11 protein-coding genes and 1 pseudogene are annotated in these 15,784 nt (G+C 67.2%); 6 read left to right on the top strand and 6 right to left on the bottom strand.

Annotated features, from left to right (window positions below; all coding sequences use genetic code 11):
* Positions 1-1,161, bottom strand: coding sequence for an MFS transporter (locus ACQR0U_RS07425; protein WP_316184979.1), 1,161 nt, complete (start codon positions 1,159-1,161; stop codon positions 1-3).
* Positions 1,162-1,346: 185 nt separating this feature from the next.
* On the opposite strand from ACQR0U_RS07425, the gene ACQR0U_RS07420 reads away from it, so the two are divergent.
* The 3 genes from ACQR0U_RS07420 (at position 1,347) to ACQR0U_RS07410 (ending at position 3,901) form a co-directional block, all read left to right on the top strand.
* Positions 1,347-2,294: a LysR family transcriptional regulator gene (locus tag ACQR0U_RS07420; RefSeq protein WP_316184981.1), complete on the top strand. Its 948-nt coding sequence runs from the start codon at positions 1,347-1,349 to the stop codon at positions 2,292-2,294.
* Positions 2,295-2,308: 14 nt separating this feature from the next.
* On the top strand, positions 2,309-2,500 hold the full coding sequence (locus ACQR0U_RS07415; RefSeq protein WP_315712167.1) for a hypothetical protein: 192 nt from the start codon (positions 2,309-2,311) through the stop codon (positions 2,498-2,500).
* Between the two features lie 165 nt (positions 2,501-2,665).
* Positions 2,666-3,901, top strand: coding sequence for a LysM peptidoglycan-binding domain-containing protein (locus tag ACQR0U_RS07410; RefSeq protein ID WP_316184985.1), 1,236 nt, complete (start codon positions 2,666-2,668; stop codon positions 3,899-3,901).
* Positions 3,902-3,964: 63 nt separating this feature from the next.
* On the opposite strand, the gene ACQR0U_RS07405 is transcribed toward ACQR0U_RS07410, so the two are convergent.
* Complete coding sequence (locus tag ACQR0U_RS07405) at positions 3,965-5,329, bottom strand: peptidoglycan DD-metalloendopeptidase family protein (protein ID WP_434842990.1); 1,365 nt, start codon at positions 5,327-5,329, stop codon at positions 3,965-3,967.
* Between the two features lie 105 nt (positions 5,330-5,434).
* A complete protein-coding gene (locus ACQR0U_RS07400) occupies positions 5,435-6,136 on the bottom strand; it encodes a peroxiredoxin (protein WP_315826877.1) in 702 nt (233 codons plus the stop codon).
* Positions 6,137-6,652: 516 nt separating this feature from the next.
* Here ACQR0U_RS07400 and ACQR0U_RS07395 point away from each other — a divergent pair.
* The gene (locus ACQR0U_RS07395; RefSeq protein WP_316225440.1) at positions 6,653-10,351 is read left to right on the top strand and encodes a YhdP family protein; all 3,699 of its coding nucleotides are present in this window, start codon (positions 6,653-6,655) and stop codon (positions 10,349-10,351) included.
* A 51-nt stretch (positions 10,352-10,402) separates the two neighbouring features.
* Here ACQR0U_RS07395 and ACQR0U_RS07390 read toward each other — a convergent pair.
* From ACQR0U_RS07390 to tyrS, 3 genes and pseudogenes are all read right to left on the bottom strand, one after another.
* Positions 10,403-10,982: pseudogene (locus ACQR0U_RS07390) on the bottom strand (methyl-accepting chemotaxis protein); the annotation flags it as partial.
* 124 nt (positions 10,983-11,106) lie between these two features.
* Positions 11,107-12,366, bottom strand: coding sequence for an MFS transporter (locus ACQR0U_RS07385; protein WP_434842991.1), 1,260 nt, complete (start codon positions 12,364-12,366; stop codon positions 11,107-11,109).
* A gap of 55 nt (positions 12,367-12,421) precedes the next feature.
* Entirely contained in the window at positions 12,422-13,675 is a 1,254-nt protein-coding gene (gene tyrS, locus ACQR0U_RS07380; RefSeq protein WP_315712161.1) for a tyrosine--tRNA ligase, read from the bottom strand.
* Positions 13,676-13,868: 193 nt separating this feature from the next.
* Here tyrS and ACQR0U_RS07375 point away from each other — a divergent pair, with 193 nt between their 5' ends.
* Both ACQR0U_RS07375 and ACQR0U_RS07370 read left to right on the top strand, forming a co-directional pair.
* Positions 13,869-14,972 carry an anhydro-N-acetylmuramic acid kinase gene (locus ACQR0U_RS07375; RefSeq protein ID WP_315751675.1) on the top strand — a complete coding sequence of 368 codons (1,104 nt, stop codon included), beginning with the start codon at positions 13,869-13,871 and terminating at the stop codon, positions 14,970-14,972.
* 81 nt (positions 14,973-15,053) lie between these two features.
* Positions 15,054-15,731 (top strand): glutathione S-transferase family protein, encoded by a 678-nt coding sequence (locus ACQR0U_RS07370; protein WP_315712159.1) that lies wholly within the window; start codon positions 15,054-15,056, stop codon positions 15,729-15,731.
* Positions 15,732-15,784: the final 53 nt, after the last annotated feature.

Here is a 15,784-nt window from a genome sequence, read left to right as displayed (position 1 = left end):
TCAGGCGGAGCGCAGCATGGCCGGTGATGCGGCGGTGCGTGCCTTGAAGGTCAGCATCAGGACGACGGCGAGCGTGGATATCGTTCCGGCCACGTAGCTCAGGCCGCCGTAGCCCAGGCTCTCCACGATCGCGCCGGCGACGGCGGGTCCCGCGGCCGATCCGATCATCATCATCGCCGGTGTCGCCGCGACTGCGCGCCGGCTCGGGTCGATCTGCGACAGCAGTCCGAACAGGAACGTGTGGGTGAAGATCACGATCGAGACGTAGGGGATCGCAAAGGCCGCGTAGGTCGAGAAGCCCTGGGCATTGACGATCACGAAAGCCAGCATGGCCTGCAGCAGCGGGCCGGCAATGCCGATCGCGATCGGCGACAGGCGTCGTTGCAGGGCCGCCGCCAGCGCGCCGGGAAGCAGGTTGATGAAGCCGACGGCGATCAGCACCTTGGTGACGTCGTCCTGCGACAGCCCCTTGTGACGGCCGATGCGCTCCAGGAAGGAGAAAACGAGCGACTGGTTGAAGGCGAGGCAGATCACGACGGCGATGATCAGCCAGGCTCGGCCGGGCATCGCGTGCAGCATCTCACCGCCGGTCTCGGCGGCGGCGACGGAGCGCGGGAAGCCGAGAGAGGCCAGGAGCGCCGCGACCGCCATGCTGGCTGCGAACACCGCGAACAGCAGGCGCGGGCTGATCGCATGGATCAGGGCCGGCACGGTGGCGAAGAAGGCGACGCTGAAGACGGCGAGCGCGACATTGGCGAGGCCGAACAGGCGGTGCGGATTGTCGGTACGGCCCATCGTGCCGTGCGTCATCGACAAGGCGGCACCGGCTGCGAGGCCCGCGATGGCGTGGATGATCGGCAGAACCCAGAATGGCACCAGCTCTGGCGGCCTGCCGGCGAGATAGCCGAACGCCGCAGCGGCCACGATGAAGCCGCCGACCACGATGCTGCGCGCGTCGAGCCGCGTGAACGATCGCGCGGTCACCAGGCTCGCGAGCACGATGCCCGCCAGGAAGCTGGTGACGGTCGCACCCGCCTGCGCCGGCGACAGACCGTAGAATTCGATGAACGTTCCGACCCAGACCGGCAGCGCCACCAGGTCCAGCATGCCGGCCACGTGGCACGTGGCGAGCACGACTCCACCCGAGCTCGATCGGCTCATGTTTCCCTCCCCGTGAACGGACCAGTCGCGGGGGCCCCTTGGCCCGGGCTTTCGCGCCCTCTGCCGACGCTGGTCCGAGCACACGCTAGGTCGAACCCGTGATCCGGCAAAATCGATTGAATTGCGCATCGTCATCGATACGATCGATACCAAGTGACAAGTCCAGGGGAAGGGAGCGCGCTGCGATGCGGCTGGACAGGTTCGATCTCAATCTGCTGGTGGCGCTCGACGCGCTGCTCGACGAGCGCAACGTCACGCGGGCTGCGGATCGCCTCCGGCTCGGTCAATCCGCGACCAGCGCCGCGCTGGCGCGTCTGCGCGAGTTCTTCGAGGACGAGTTGTTGACCCAGGTCGGACGGCAGTTCGAGCTGACGCCGCTCGCCCAGGCGCTGGTCGAGCCGGTCAAGGACACGCTCGTTCGTGCGCGCGCCGCGATCAGCACGAGGCCGGACTTCGATCCCTCGACGATCAGCCGCACGTTCCGGATCTGTGCATCCGACTACGCGACCTATGTGCTGGTGTCGCGAGTGGCGATCGCGCTCGCGCAGCGCGCGACCGGATTCCAGCTCGAGATCGCGCATCTGCCCAAGCATGTCGAGCAGGTGTTCGGGCTCGGCGACATCGACCTGCTGATATTGCCCGAGCAGTATGCATCACGGATAGCGCATCCGCAGACGCATCTGCTGTCGGACGATCATGTCTGCATGATGTGCCGGGAGCGGCCGTTGCGGCGTGGCAAGCTGTCCGAGGACGATTATTTCGCGGCCGATCACGTCAACGTCCGCCTCGGCGAAGCCGGCACCTTCTCGTTCGAGGAATTGTTCTTCCCGCGCGCCGGCCGGCCGCGAAAGATTGCCTGTACGGTCGATTCCTACTGCCTGCTGCCCAGGATGTTGTGCGGGACGGACCGGATCGCGACACTGCATCGGCTGCTCGCGCAGGATCTGGCGCTGCATTATCCCGTGAAGTTCGTCGGCTTCCCGTTCGAGATTCCGCGCCTGAACGAGTCCATGATCTGGCCCTCGTTCAGGGATCAGGACTCCAGCCACAAATTCCTGCGCCAGGTGTTCGCCGAATGCGCGGCGCAGATTGCGTCCGAAGGCCGGAGCAGGGCACGCGCGTCGCGCAAATGACCGGATGTTGTCTCGTGCCCGCGGTCGGCGACCATTCCGACCTGCTGCTCGGCGCGATCACGGTGAGGGATCTGGCCTTGCGCAAGGCGCTCAAGGATGTGCTGGTGCGGCTCAGCATCGGCGTCTCGCAGGACGAGGCGGCGCTGGAGCCGGGCGAGTTGTGGGAAGATTTGTCGCGCTTTGTCGATGCGCTCGGCGCGGCGTGAGCCGGTCGGGTCCGGGCGCGGCCGGGCCAGCCATGGGCGGCCTCGGCGGCCGGTATCCCGGAATTGTCCGGTGTCGTGCCCGCCCGGCTGCAATTGGTGTTTCGCCGGACCGGATGGTATGGCTCGACACACGCGCGATCGACGCGACCAGCAACGGACCGAGGCATGATCATGAGCGGCAAGCCGGTGATCCGGATCATTCTTGGGGTCGCGGCCCTCGTTGTCCCGGCGGCAGCGCTGGTCGTCGTGTTCGATCCCGCCCTGGTCCGTGACGTCCCGATCATCGGGCGGGACAGAACGGCCGCGAGCGGAGCGGCAATCCCGGCGGCCGAAGCGCCGGGCCAGTCCGCATCGGTTCCGACCGCCGAGCAAGCGCCGTCCGCCGCGGACCATGGTCGCGGCGCGAGCCCGCTTGCGACGATGCAGCAGCAGGCGAGTGGTCTTGCCGACGCGCTGGGCCCGCTGGTTCCACAGTCGGGCGCCGAAAGCGATGGTCCGGCGTTCGATGTCGTCAACGTCGCTCCTTCGGGCGACGCCGTCGTCGCCGGGCGCGCGGCGCCCGGCGCCACCGTGGAGCTGCTGCGCAACGGCGAGGTTCATGACCGCGTCGTTGCCGACCGGGCCGGACAGTTCGCCATGGTGCCGCCCCGTCTCCCTGCCGGAACCTACGATCTGACCCTGCGATCGAAGCTCGCCGACGGACACGAGGTGACGTCGAAGCAGAGCGTGGCGGTGAACGTCGAGGCCGGGCGGCAGCAGGCCACGGTGGCTCTGCTGTCGCCGGATGAGCCGACGCGCGTTCTGTCGAAGCCGGCCGGCGCGATCCCGCAGGCGCTGGCGGTGGACGCGGTGGATCACGAGACGAATGGCGTCCTGCGCGTCAACGGCCGGGCGCGTCCGGGCGCGACGGTGAGGCTTTATTTGAACGATCGCCTGATCTCATCGACGGTGGCGGGTGCCGACGGACGTCTCAGCATCGCGATCGGCAAGGACGTCAGCCGGGCGGGCAAAGACCGGATCAGGCTCGACGAGGTCGATCCGGCATCCGGCTCCGTCCAGGCGCGCGCCGAGGTCCCGTTGAGCCTGCCCGACGACGCGACGACTGCATCGCTGTCCTCGGTTGTTGCGGGGGCCGAGACGGCCAAGGCACGCGCGGCCGCTCAGTCCACGCTGGTCGCGGCTGCAGGCAACCCGCGTGAGGCGATCGTGCCCGCTGCCAGAGGCGAGCCGAAGATGACGACGGTCACGGTCGCCCGCGGCGATAGCTTGTGGCACATCAGCCGCCGCCTGCTCGGGGGCGGCACGCGCTACGCGGTCATCTACAAGGCAAACCGGGAGCAGATCCGAAGTCCCGATCTGATCTATCCGGGGCAGGTCTTCATGCTCCCGGCCAAGCGATAGGTCCGGCTCCGGAGCGCACCCGCGGGGCGCTGCACCGCACCAACTTGATGTGAGCTGACTGACCTAGCCCGCGCTCAGCCGGACGCCGGCGCGCAGGAATTTCTGCGGGTCGACGGCTTCGCCGTCGATGCGGGTCTCGTAGTGCAGATGCGGGCCGGTCGAGCGGCCGGTCGAGCCGACCTCGCCGATGATGTCGCCGATCTTCACATGCTGGCCGATCTTGACGTTGATCTCGGAGAGATGGCCGTAGCGGGTGGAGAGGCCGTTGCCGTGATCAACCTCGACCATGCGGCCGTAGCCGCCGGCCCAGCCGGCGTTGACCACCTTGCCGTTGGCGGTGACGCGGACCGGATCGCCGGTGGCGGCGCGGAAGTCGAGGCCGGTGTGCATGGCTGGTCGGCCGAGAAACGGATCGGAGCGCACGCCGAAGCCGGAGGTGAACTCGACCTCGCCGATCACCGGCTTGCGATAGGGCACCAGCGACAGCGTGCGATTCATCTTCTCGACCTGGGCGCGGGTGATGCTGATGCGGTAGAGCTGGCGCTCGAACGGACCGGATTCGGCGCCGAGCTTGACCGGCACGTACGGGCCGCCCATGCCGCCCTTCGGTGCCGCCGCTTCGAGCTGACCCATGTCGAGGCCGAGATCGGTGATGACGCCGCGCATCCGGCGGAGCTTCGATTCCAGCGTCTCCTCGGCCGAGGACAGCATCGCGATCTGCCGGGCCTCGACCTGGTCGAGCGAGCGCGTCAACCGCGTCAGCACGTTGTCGACGCCGGCGAGCTTGGTCGATGGGTTCGGCTGCGCGTTGGCCATCACGGGGCTGCGCGATTCGAGCCGGGCCTCGCGGTCCGGCGGCGCGGTGAAGATCACGGTGTCGCTGATCGGCGACGGCTTGGGCGTGGCTGGCGCCGACGGCGGCTCGATCGCGACAGGCGCGCGCGCCGGGGCGCGGATCGAGCCGGTGATGTCGGGCATGCTGCCGAGCGCGGTGGCGCGGCCTTCAAGCGCGCTCTGGCGCTTCAGGATCTGGTCGAGCTTCTGGTCGAACTGCTCCTGGTCGAGCAATTGCCGGCTGGTGGCGCGATCGACCTTGGCGCGTAGCTCGGCGATGCGGTCCTCATAGGCGTATTGCATCTCGGCCTGGCGCGCGATCAGCCGCGTCAGCACGTCGTCGCGAAACGCGAAATAGGTCGCGGTCGCCGCCGACCACAGCCCGAGCAGGCTGACGGTGCCGACCACGATCCAGAATACCACCGGGCCGATGCGCACCTGCTTGCCGGCATGCACCAGCGTGTAGTCGCTCTGCGACGCGGCCGCGACCGGCGCCGGATGGCTGACGTGGGCGCGCCGATGGTGATGGGCGTGCCCACGGTCATGAGAATGGTGCTGGGGATATTCGGCGTGATGGCCGGAACGATACGACATCGGCACTCCCGCGCCGGCCGGAGATCGTCGTTCCAGCGGCGTCATTTACGGGAGCGATTTGACCCCTGCATGGTTAATTTTCCGCCAACGCCGTCAGGCGCATTCTCAGAGCGCGCGCGCCGCCGCGAGCACCGCGTCGGCATGGCCGTCGACCTTGACGTTGCGCCACACTTTGGCGACGCGGCCGTCGGCGCCGATCAAGACGGTGCTTCGGATGATGCCGAGAAACTTGCGGCCATAGAGCGACTTCTCGCCCCAGGCGCCGTAGGCCTCCAGCATCTCATGTGTCTCGTCCGAGATCAGGGGCACGGCGAGATCGTGCTTGTCGCGGAAATTGTCCTGCGCCTTGACCGAATCGGCGGAGACGCCGAGCACTGCGGCGCCGGCGGCAGCGAAGTCCTTCGACAGGCGGGTGAAGTCGATCGCCTCCTTGGTGCAGCCGGGCGTATTGGCCTTGGGATAGAAGAACAGCACGAGCTTCTGGCCGCCGTAGTCGGCCAGCGAAACGGTTCCGCCGCCATCGCGCGGCAGCTTGAACGCGGGTGCCTTGACGCCCTCGGCGAGGCCCGTTCCAGTGGTGGCTGGCGTCCTGGGCCCGGCCTTCGCAGCTCCCGTTTTGGTGGTCGCGGCTTTGGACGTCGCGGTCTTTGCGGAGGTCGTCTTTGCGGAGGTCGTCTTGGTGGCTTTCGTCACTGCCGGTTTGGCCGTCTTCTTGGTGGCCTTCTTGGCCGCGGTGGCGAGCCGGTTCCCGTCAATCGCCCCGTAGGACGCCGGGTTGGAGGATTTCTTTTGTGATTCCTTTGACATACGCCTTCCTTTCGTCGCTTTCGGCGGCTCAAAAATGAAAGTATCTCGGTTCTTGTCCGGTGTCCCGGGATCGATCTGGAATCCGTGCTTCGCGGCGCGCAGGGGATCGTGTCTCTTGCGATGAAGCGAAGATCACGGCTACCAGCAGGCGTGAGCACCAGCGCAGTTGAGCACAGTGCAATGACGACTCTCGTACCGTCTCCGGATCAGACGTCCCCGCCACAGAATTCGTCCGGCGGTGGAGAGGCGCCGGTCCGCTGGCGCGAGCAGGTGGGCAAACCTGACGGCGGCGGGGTATAGTGACGAGGATGTCGCGCGTCGTCCGCGCCGCCGGCGAAGCGCCAGCGGCGTGTTGACAGCACCCGCCGAAGCGTGACGGGATCATTTGGGGCATCGAGTCCTGCCGGCAGTGAGCACGCGCGCTGCGTGAACGGGCGGGGCCACACCGGCGACCAACCTGGCCGAGGCCAGGTTGGCACGAATGTTTCGGACACGAGGGGCCGGCACCGAGAGGCAATGGCAAGACAGACATCACCCCACCGGCCCCATCTGCAAGCGGACACCCAGGGCCAGCAGTGGGATGAGGCCGACTGGGATGTGGCCGACCAGTATGAGGCTGCCGCCGAGCACGACGAGACGGTCGGGCAGCGCGCCCGGCGCCTGTTGTCGCGGCCCGATTCGGGCGGGAGCACCGGTCGATTCGGCTGGGCGCGTCCGCGTCTGCCGGGCGGCCGCGTGGCCAAGCGGATCGTCATCACGCTGGCATCGCTCATGCTGCTCGTCGGGCTCGGCTTCGCCGGCCTGTGGCTGCGGCTCGGTGCGGGCCCGATCAGCCTCGATCTGGCGACGCCGTGGCTCGCGGCGGCGATCGAGGACAATATCGGCCACGGCAACACCGTCGAGGTCGGCGGCACCCAGATCGAGCGTGCCGGCCGGATCAGGATCGCGGTCCGGATCCGCGACATCATCGTGCGCGATCAGGATCACGCCATCGTCGCCAGCGCGCCCAAGGCCGAGGTGCGGCTGTCCGGCGCCGCGCTGCTGATGGGCCAGTTGCGTGCCGAGAGCCTCAAGCTGGTCGACGCCGAGCTCGCGATTCGCATCACCCCGGACGGCACCGTCACGGTGTCGACGGGGGAGACCACCAAGCCGCTGGCAACGGGCGTCGCCTCCAAGCGCGATGCCGGCCTGCCGCCGACATTCCCGCGACCGGGACAGGCCGCGCCACCGCCCAACGCACCGGGACCGCAGGCCGGCTCGCAGCCAGCACCGCCGGCCATGTCGACTGTGTCCGCGACCGCTGCGCCGAACGGCCTGCTCGCCGGCCTGGACTGGCTCGACAGCCTCAGCCTCACCGGGCTCGATGGCCAGAACCTGAACGAGATCGGGTTGAAGAACGGCGTGCTGATCGTCGACGACCAGCAGCGCGGCAACAAATGGACGTTCGAGAACATCAGCCTCAGCCTGCGCCGGCCGTCCGGCGGCGGGGTGGCGCTGAGCCTCGGCGAAGAGGGCGCCAAGCCGTGGCAGCTGCGCATCCTGGTCGGGCCCCAGGCCAACGGCGTGCGCACGGTGGACATCAAGGCCGACAAGGTCTCCACCAGCAACATCCTGCTGGCGATGCGGCTCAAGGATCTCACCTACATGGCGGACCTGCCCATGACCGGCGAGATCAAGGGCGAGCTCGCGCGCGACGGGCTGCCGACCTATCTGCGCGGCAAGATCAACATCGGCGCGGGCAAGATCATCGACACCGATACGCCCGACTATCCGATGGCGATCGACTCCGCCGAGATCAGCATGGAATGGGACGCCGGGCGCCGCGTGCTGATCGCGCCATTGAAGGTGATCTCGGGCGCCAACCGCATCACGCTCAACGCCAATCTCGAGCCTCCGAACGACACCGCAAACGACTGGCGGCTGGGTCTCAACGGCGGCACCATTCTGCTCGGCGCCATCGAAAACGAGCCACCGCTGATCTTCAACCGCATCTCGATCAACTTCCGCTTCGACACCGAGGGCAAGCGCGTGCTGCTGACGCAGGCGGAGGTCTCCAATGGCGAGATCGGCGTCGCCGGCACCGGCAGCGTCGACTATGCCGGCGAGCCGCGGCTGAAGCTCGGCTTCGCGGCGACGCCGATGCCCGCGCTGGCGATGAAACGGATCTGGCCGGCGCTGATCGTGCCGGAGGTGCGGGCCTGGATCATCGAGCGCATCGAGCGCGGCTCGGTGCAGCGGATCGACGTCGCCGTCAATTCGCCGACGCGCAACCTGCCGCGAAAGGGGCCGCCGATTCCCGACGATGGTCTCGACGTCAACATCGTCGCCACCAATGTCACCGTGCATCCGGTCGACGGCTTGCCGTCGGTGCGCGATGCCGACGTGAAGGCGCATGTCACCGGCCGCACCGCGACGGTGACGATCGGGCAGGGCGTCGCGGATACGCCGGCCGGGCGCAAGCTCAACTTCTCCGACGTCGTGTTCGAAGTACCGGACATGGCGCCGAAGCCGTCGCCGTCGCGGGTACGCATGCGCGTCGAAGGGCAGGTCGCCGCTGCCGCCGAAATCCTCGCCTCCGACCGGCTCAACGATCTGTCGTCGATGCCGATCGATCCCAACCAGACCAAGGGAACGTTCCAGGCCAGCGTCAATCTCGCGATGCCGGTCAAGGGCGAACTGACCAAGGCCGACACCAGCTACGCGGTCACGGCCGATCTCAATGGCTTTGCCGCCGACAAACTGGTGATGAACCAGAAGCTCGAGGCCAACACGCTCAAGATCGTGGCCAACACCGCCGGCTATCAGGTGAAGGGCGACGTCAAGATCAACGGCCAGCCGGCCACGCTCGACTATCGCAAGCCGACGGAAGGCGACGCCGACATCAAGATGCAGGCGATCCTCGACGATGCCAGCCGGGCCCGGCTCGGCATGGATCTGGGCACCGCGATCACCGGCAACGTGCCGCTCAAGCTCAATGGCAAGATCGCCGGCTCCAGCGATCGCGACAGCCGCATCGGCGTCGAGGCCGATCTGACCCAGCTCAAGCTCGACAACCTGCTGCCGGGCTGGGTGAAGAATCCGGGCAAATCCGGCAAGGCCACCTTCAACGTTGTCGCCAAGCAGCAATCGACACGCTTCGAGGACATCAACATCGAAGGCGGCGGCGTCTCCATCAAGGGCTCGCTGGAAGTCGACCAGAACGGCGACCTGATGAACGCCAACTTCCCGACCTATTCGCCGTCGGAAGGCGACAAGACGCAGCTCAAGGCCGAGCGCGGCCAGGACGGCGTGCTGAAGCTGTCGATGCGCGGCGACGTATTCGACGGCCGCGGCTTCCTGAAGTCGGCGATCTCGGGCACCAACAAGGACGCCGACAAGAACAAGGCACGCTCCAACCTCGACTTCGACGCCGAGGTCAAGCTCGGCGCCGTTGCCGGCTTCAACGGCGAGGCGCTGCGCAGCGTCGACCTCAAGTTCTCCAGGCGCGGCGGCGCCTTCAAGAGCTTCAATTTGACCGGCAAGGTCGGCCGCGACACGCCCGTCACCGCCGACATCCGCGTCGGCCGCGAGGCGCCGAGCGCCGATCCTCGCGCGCGTCGCCAGGGCCGCGAGGTGATCTATCTCGTAACCAACGATGCCGGCGCGCTGCTGCGCTTCGCCGACACCTATTCCAAGATGGCTGGCGGCGAGCTGGAACTGGCGATGGAGCCGCCGACGGCCGACTCCAGCCCCAAGGAAGGCCTGGCGATCGTTCGCAACTTCACCGTCAGGGGTGAGCAGGCGCTGGATCGCGCCGCCTCCGGCGCAGCACAGGGCGCCTCGCAAGGCATCGCCTTCACCATGCTGCGCGCGGAGTTCACGCGGCAGAACGGGCTGCTCTCGATCCGCGACGGAGTCGTCAAGGGACCGACGCTCGGCCTGACCATCGAGGGCAGCATCGACTACAACGTCAACCAGGTCCGGGCTTCGGGCACGATCGTGCCGCTGTACGGGCTGAACAACATGTTCAACCAGATCCCTATCGTCGGGCTGTTCCTCGGCGGCAGCAATGAAGGTCTGTTCGGCGTGACCTATGAGGTTGTGGGCACGCCAAGCCAGCCTGTGGTGCGCATCAACCCGATCTCGGCCATGCTGCCGGGCGTGACGCGCAAGATCATGGACTTCAACACCGGCAAACAGCCATACCCGCCGGCGGAGCTGCCGCCGAACAATTGACGCTGCCGGCCGCCGGCGTTCGGCGACGTCAACAGACCCGATCGATGCGGTTCAGGCGGCTCTGACGCCAGCAAGGAAGGTGTCGACCTCGCGGGAGAGCTGCTCGGCCTGCTTGGAGAGGTTGCCGGCCGCGATCAGCAGGTGGCCGGCGGCGCTCCAGGTCTCATTGGCCGCCGTCGAGACGCCGCCGATGTTGGCGGTGACCTCGCGGGTGGCCTGCGCGGTCTGGGTGACGTTGCGCGCGATCTCCGCGGTGGCCGGTCCCTGTTCCTCGATCGCCGATCCGATCGTGGCCGCGATCGCGGACACCTCCTCGATGGTCAGGGTGATGCCGTCGAGCGCGCCGACCGCTTCCCGCGTCGCGTTCTGGATCCGGGCGATGCGGTCGCCGATCTCCTGCGTGGCCTGTGCCGGTCTGGCTTGCCAGGCTCTTCACCTCCGCCGCGACCACGGCAAAGCCGCGCCCGGCTTCGCCGGCGCGCGCGGCCTCGATCGTGGCGTTGAGCGCCAGCAGGTTGGTCTGGCCCGCGATGCTCGAGATCAGCTCGGCGACGTGCTCGATCTGCTTGGCGCCATCGGCCAGGGCGCGGACGATCCCGTCGGTATGGCGCGCGCTTTCGACGGCGCGTCCTTGCCGAAACAACTATCATCAAGCAGCCTACTAATCATGAACGCGTGGTTGTTGTGCGCCGTCCACTATGTGGACGGGCGGCTGTCGGAGCGCGCAAGCACATCGTGCTTGGACCGCGGGCCAATTACGTGCGAAGGGCCGGAACGACCAGGAACGGGATCATGCCGATGACGACGCTCACGAGCGCGAGCAGAATGACGGCATCATAGCCGTGGGTGAGATCGTGGATGACGCCGCCGCTCCATGATCCTAGTGCCGATCCGAGCCCGCTGCCGATCGTGATCGTGCCGTAGATGGTGCCAAGCCGCCTGCCGCGGAAGATCTTCATCGCGGTCGCCGACAACAGCGGCCCGCGCGAGCCGATCATGCTGCCAAAGCAGACGACGAAGCCGGTGAGCAGGAAGATGTTCGGCGAGAATTGCAGCGCCCACAGCATCAGGATTCCTGCGATCGATACGGCGTAGGAGAACAGCACCGACGGCCGCCGGCCGATCAGCCCGTCGAGGGCCGAGACGCCGAGCATGCCGAACAGCAGCACCACGCCCGAGAAGCCCCAGGCGGTGGCGGCCTGCAGCGGCGCAAAGCCGGCATCGATCAGATAGGCGACGACCTGCGGCGCGATCGCATACATGCCAACGGCGGTGAAGAAGAAGGTCGAGAACAACGCCCAGAAGGCGTGATGGCGCAGCGCCCGCGACAAGGTCCAGGCATCGCCGGCGAGCTCGTCGGCGACAGGCCTGGTGATGTGGGGCGCGCCGGCGGCAAACAGCCGCCAGGGCAGCAGCGCCAGCGGCACCAGCAGGATGAAGGCGGCGGCGCCGAACGCCTGATATGTGCTGCGCCACCCGGTCGCGTCGATCAGCAGTTGCGAGCCCGGCAGCAGGATCAGCACGCCGGCGCCGGTGGCGGAATAGATCACCGCCATCGCGGTCGGCAGCTTCTTGCCGAACCAGCGGCCCAGCAGGATCGAGTTGGGGACGTTGCCGATCAGCGCGATGCCGATGCCGACGCACAGGCCGATGCTGATCTGGAACTGCCACAGCGCCTGCGCGTGCGCCGCGGCCGTGAAGGCGGAACCAAGCAGCAGGAGGCCGAGCGCATACACGGCGCGTGGTCCGGAGTAATCGAACAGCCGCCCGATCAGCGGTGCGGCGAGGCCGCCGGCGAGCGCCGTCAGTGAATAGATCGAGACGACTTCGGAACGGTCCCAGCCGAAGCTGTCGGAGATCGGCTTGAGAAAGACGGTGAAGCTTTCTCCCAGCCCGCGGCCAATCACCGATAGCGCAAAGCAGAGACCCAGCACCACGAACGCCATGCGCACGCGTGGTGGAGCTGTCGGAGTTTCCTCGGCTTGCGCAGGCTCTCGCGGCGCGCTGATCGTCATGCCCTGAGGGAGCGCCTTTCGGCCTTCCCTGACAAGCAGGCAAAAGCGAATGCGGCTATGCAGGCCTGACCAGCACGTGGCGCTTCTTGCCCAGCGACAGCTTGATCACGCCCTCGCTGGTCAGTGCAGCCGGCGTCAGCGCCATCTTCTCGTCGGTGACCGCAATGTCGTTGACGCGCAGGCCACCGCCCTTGATCTGCCGCCGCGCCTCGCCGTTGGAGCCGACGAGGCCGGCCTTGACGAAGGCGTTGAGCACGCCAAGGCCAGCGTCGAGCTCGGCCTGCGGCACCTCGACCGTCGGCAGGTTCTCGGCGATGGCGCCTTCCTCGAAGGTGCGGCGGGCGGTCTCGGCAGCGGTGCGTGCCGCCTCTTCGCCATGCAGCAAGGTGGTGGCCGCATCGGCCAGTGCCTTCTTGGCCTCGTTGATCTCGGCACCCTGCAGTGCACCGAGCTTCTCGATCTCGGACAGCGGCAGCGTGGTGAACAGCTTGAGGAACTTGACGACGTCGGCGTCCTCGGTGTTGCGCCAGTACTGCCAGAAATCATACGGGCTGCACTGGTCGGCATTGAGCCAGATCGCGCCCTGCGCGGTCTTGCCCATCTTGGCGCCGGATGCGGTGGTCAAGAGCGGCGTGGTCAGCGCGAAGAGCTGCTCGGTGCCCATGCGGCGTCCGAGCTCGACGCCGTTGACGATGTTGCCCCACTGGTCGGAGCCGCCCATCTGCAGCCGGCAGCCGGTGCGCCGCGCCAGCTCGACGAAGTCGTAGGCCTGGCAGACCATGTAGTTGAACTCGATGAAGCTCATCTCCTGCTCGCGCTCAAGCCGCAGCTTGACCGAGTCCATGGTCAGCATGCGGTTGACCGAGAAATGCCGGCCGATGTCGCGCAGCATCTCGATCCAGTTCAGCTTCGTCAGCCATTCGGCATTGTCGAGCATGATGGCGTCGGTGGCGCCATTGCCGTAGCGCAGCACCTTGGCGAACACGCCGCGGATCGACGCCTTGTTGGCCTCGATCTCCTCGACCGTGCGCATCGCGCGGGTCTCGTCCTTGCCGGAGGGATCGCCGACCATCGTCGTGCCGCCGCCCATCAGGGTGATCGGCTTGTTCCCGGTCTGCTGCAGCCAATACAGCATCATCATGGTCAGGAAGTTGCCGATGTGCAGCGAGCGTGCGGTGCAGTCGTAGCCGACATAGGCGGTCGCCTGGCCCTTGGCGGCGAGGGCATCCAGCCCCTCGAAATCCGAGCACTGATGAATGAACCCGCGGCTCTGCAGCACGTTCAGGAAATCAGACTTGAAGCCAGTCATTGTCGGCGACTCTGAGCATTTGTTTACGGTATTGACCGCTTGTCGCGGGGACGTGCGGGAGGCACATGCCACGGATACGGGCGTTGTGGCATTATAAGATGCGCCGGGCTTGTACAAGCATGTGCACGGCCTGGGCGGGACCTCAAATCGGCCGTACTTGGCAAGCAGGGCAGGGTTTTCAGGTTCGACTGCAATGATTCTGACCGCACTTGGCCTCATGAGTGGCACCTCGCTCGACGGGGTGGACGTGGCCCTGATCGAGACCGATGGGCGGCAGGTCAAGAGCCTCGGTCCCTCGGGCTACCGGGCCTATAGCGCCGCGGAGCGCAGCCTGCTGCGCGAGGCGCTCGCCGATGCGGTGCAGATCGAGCGGCGCGATGCGCGCCCCGGACGGGTGCGCGACGCCGAGCGCGTCGTGACGGTGGCGCATGCCGAGGCGGTCGCCGCGTTCCTGGCGCAGCACCGGCTCAAGCCCGAGGACATCGATATCATCGGCTTCCACGGCCAGACTGTGCTGCACCGCCCCGAGCGCCGCCTGACCGTGCAGATCGGCGACGCGGCCGTGCTTGCCAAGTCCGTCCACATCCCGGTGATGCACGATTTCCGCGCCGCCGACGTCGATTTCGGCGGGCAGGGCGCGCCGTTCGTACCCGTCTATCACCGCGCCCTGGCGCAGTCGCTGTCGCGCGCGGGGCCGATCGCCGTGGTCAATATCGGCGGCGTCTCCAACATCACCTATATCGACGGCGACGACGTGCTGATCGCCTGCGACACCGGTCCCGGTAATGCGCTGCTCGACGACTTCATGCACCGGACCACGGGACAGGCATTCGATCAGGATGGCCGCGTGGCGGAGCAGGGCAACCCGGACGAGGCCTGGATCACCAGCGCGCTGGAAATGCCCTTCTTCGCGCTGCCGCCGCCGAAATCTCTCGACCGCAATGATTTTGCCGCGCTGAAGCTGGGCGATGTGAAGCCGGCGGACGGGGCCGCGACCCTGACGGCGTTCACGGCCGCAGCGATTGCCCGCATCGTCCCGCTGCTGCCGAAGCCGCCGGCGAGCTGGATCGTCTGCGGCGGCGGCGCCCGCAACCATACCATGATGCGGATGCTACGGGAGCGTGTCGCGCCGGCGAGCGTCGAATCGGCCGATGCGCTGGGCTGGTCGGCGGACGCCATCGAGGCCCAGGCGTTCGGCTTCCTGGCGGTCCGCGGCATGAAGGGCCTGCCGCTGAGCTATCCCACCACCACCGGCGTGCCGTTTCCGATGACCGGCGGAGTGATCGCGCGACCATGATCTATGCATCTGCATGAACCTTGACAGTTCCATGCGCGTGCATCTAGTTTGATGCATCTGCATCAAACTGCCGAGGATGTCATGGCGCCTGCCCTGAAGCTGATCAGCCACAAGCTCTGCCCCTATGTGCAACGCGCCGTCATCGCGCTCACCGAGAAGGGCGTCGCATTCGAGCGGATCGACATCGATCTCGCCAACAAGCCCGACTGGTTCCTGAAGATATCGCCGCTCGGCAAGGTGCCGGTGCTGGTCGTGCCGACGGCGCAAGGCGAGGTGGCGCTGTTCGAGAGCAACGTGATCTGCGAGTACATCGAGGACACGCAAGCCGGCGCGCGGCTGCATCCCGAGGGCGCGCTCGCGCGTGCGCAGCATCGCGCCTGGATGGAGTTCGGTTCAGCGATCCTCGGCGATCTCTGGGGCCTGGAGACGACGCAGGATGCCGCGGTGTTCGCGGCCAAGCGCGAGGCGCTGACGGCGAAGTTCGTCCGCGTTGAGGCTGCGTTGGGCGAGGGGCCGTATTTCGATGGCGTCCGCTTCAGCCTGGTCGACGCCGTCTTCGCGCCGATCTTCCGCTACTTCGATGTGTTCGATGGCTACGGCGATCTCGGCATCTTTGCGTCCACGCCGAAGGTTCGGGCGTGGCGCGATCGGCTCGCGCAGCGGCCGAGCGTGAGGACGGCGGTCAGCGCCGACTATCCGCAGCTGCTGCGCGCGTTCCTCGCGCGGCACGATGCGTATTTGTTGAAGCAGGCGGCGTAGGAACGTTGTTGTCGTACCGAGCGTTCACGCCACTCACAGTGCCATCGCCCGGC

The sequence above is a fragment of the Bradyrhizobium sp. HKCCYLRH3097 genome (assembly GCF_051167875.1).
Taxonomy (GTDB): domain Bacteria; phylum Pseudomonadota; class Alphaproteobacteria; order Rhizobiales; family Xanthobacteraceae; genus Bradyrhizobium.
The sequence above is the reverse complement of the archived record's forward strand: the minus strand, read 5'-3'. Positions and strand labels throughout refer to the sequence as shown.

Coding starts and splice junctions, on each gene's coding strand:
- ACQR0U_RS07425 (WP_316184979.1), bottom strand. CDS start 1,161: ATGAGCCGATCGAGCTCGGGTGGAGTCGTGCTCGCCACGTGCCACGTG.
- ACQR0U_RS07420 (WP_316184981.1), top strand. CDS start 1,347: ATGCGGCTGGACAGGTTCGATCTCAATCTGCTGGTGGCGCTCGACGCG.
- ACQR0U_RS07410 (WP_316184985.1), top strand. CDS start 2,666: ATGATCATGAGCGGCAAGCCGGTGATCCGGATCATTCTTGGGGTCGCG.
- ACQR0U_RS07405 (WP_434842990.1), bottom strand. CDS start 5,329: ATGTCGTATCGTTCCGGCCATCACGCCGAATATCCCCAGCACCATTCT.
- ACQR0U_RS07400 (WP_315826877.1), bottom strand. CDS start 6,136: ATGTCAAAGGAATCACAAAAGAAATCCTCCAACCCGGCGTCCTACGGG.
- ACQR0U_RS07395 (WP_316225440.1), top strand. CDS start 6,653: ATGGCAAGACAGACATCACCCCACCGGCCCCATCTGCAAGCGGACACC.
- ACQR0U_RS07385 (WP_434842991.1), bottom strand. CDS start 12,366: ATGACGATCAGCGCGCCGCGAGAGCCTGCGCAAGCCGAGGAAACTCCG.
- tyrS (WP_315712161.1), bottom strand. CDS start 13,675: ATGACTGGCTTCAAGTCTGATTTCCTGAACGTGCTGCAGAGCCGCGGG.
- ACQR0U_RS07375 (WP_315751675.1), top strand. CDS start 13,869: ATGATTCTGACCGCACTTGGCCTCATGAGTGGCACCTCGCTCGACGGG.
- ACQR0U_RS07370 (WP_315712159.1), top strand. CDS start 15,054: ATGGCGCCTGCCCTGAAGCTGATCAGCCACAAGCTCTGCCCCTATGTG.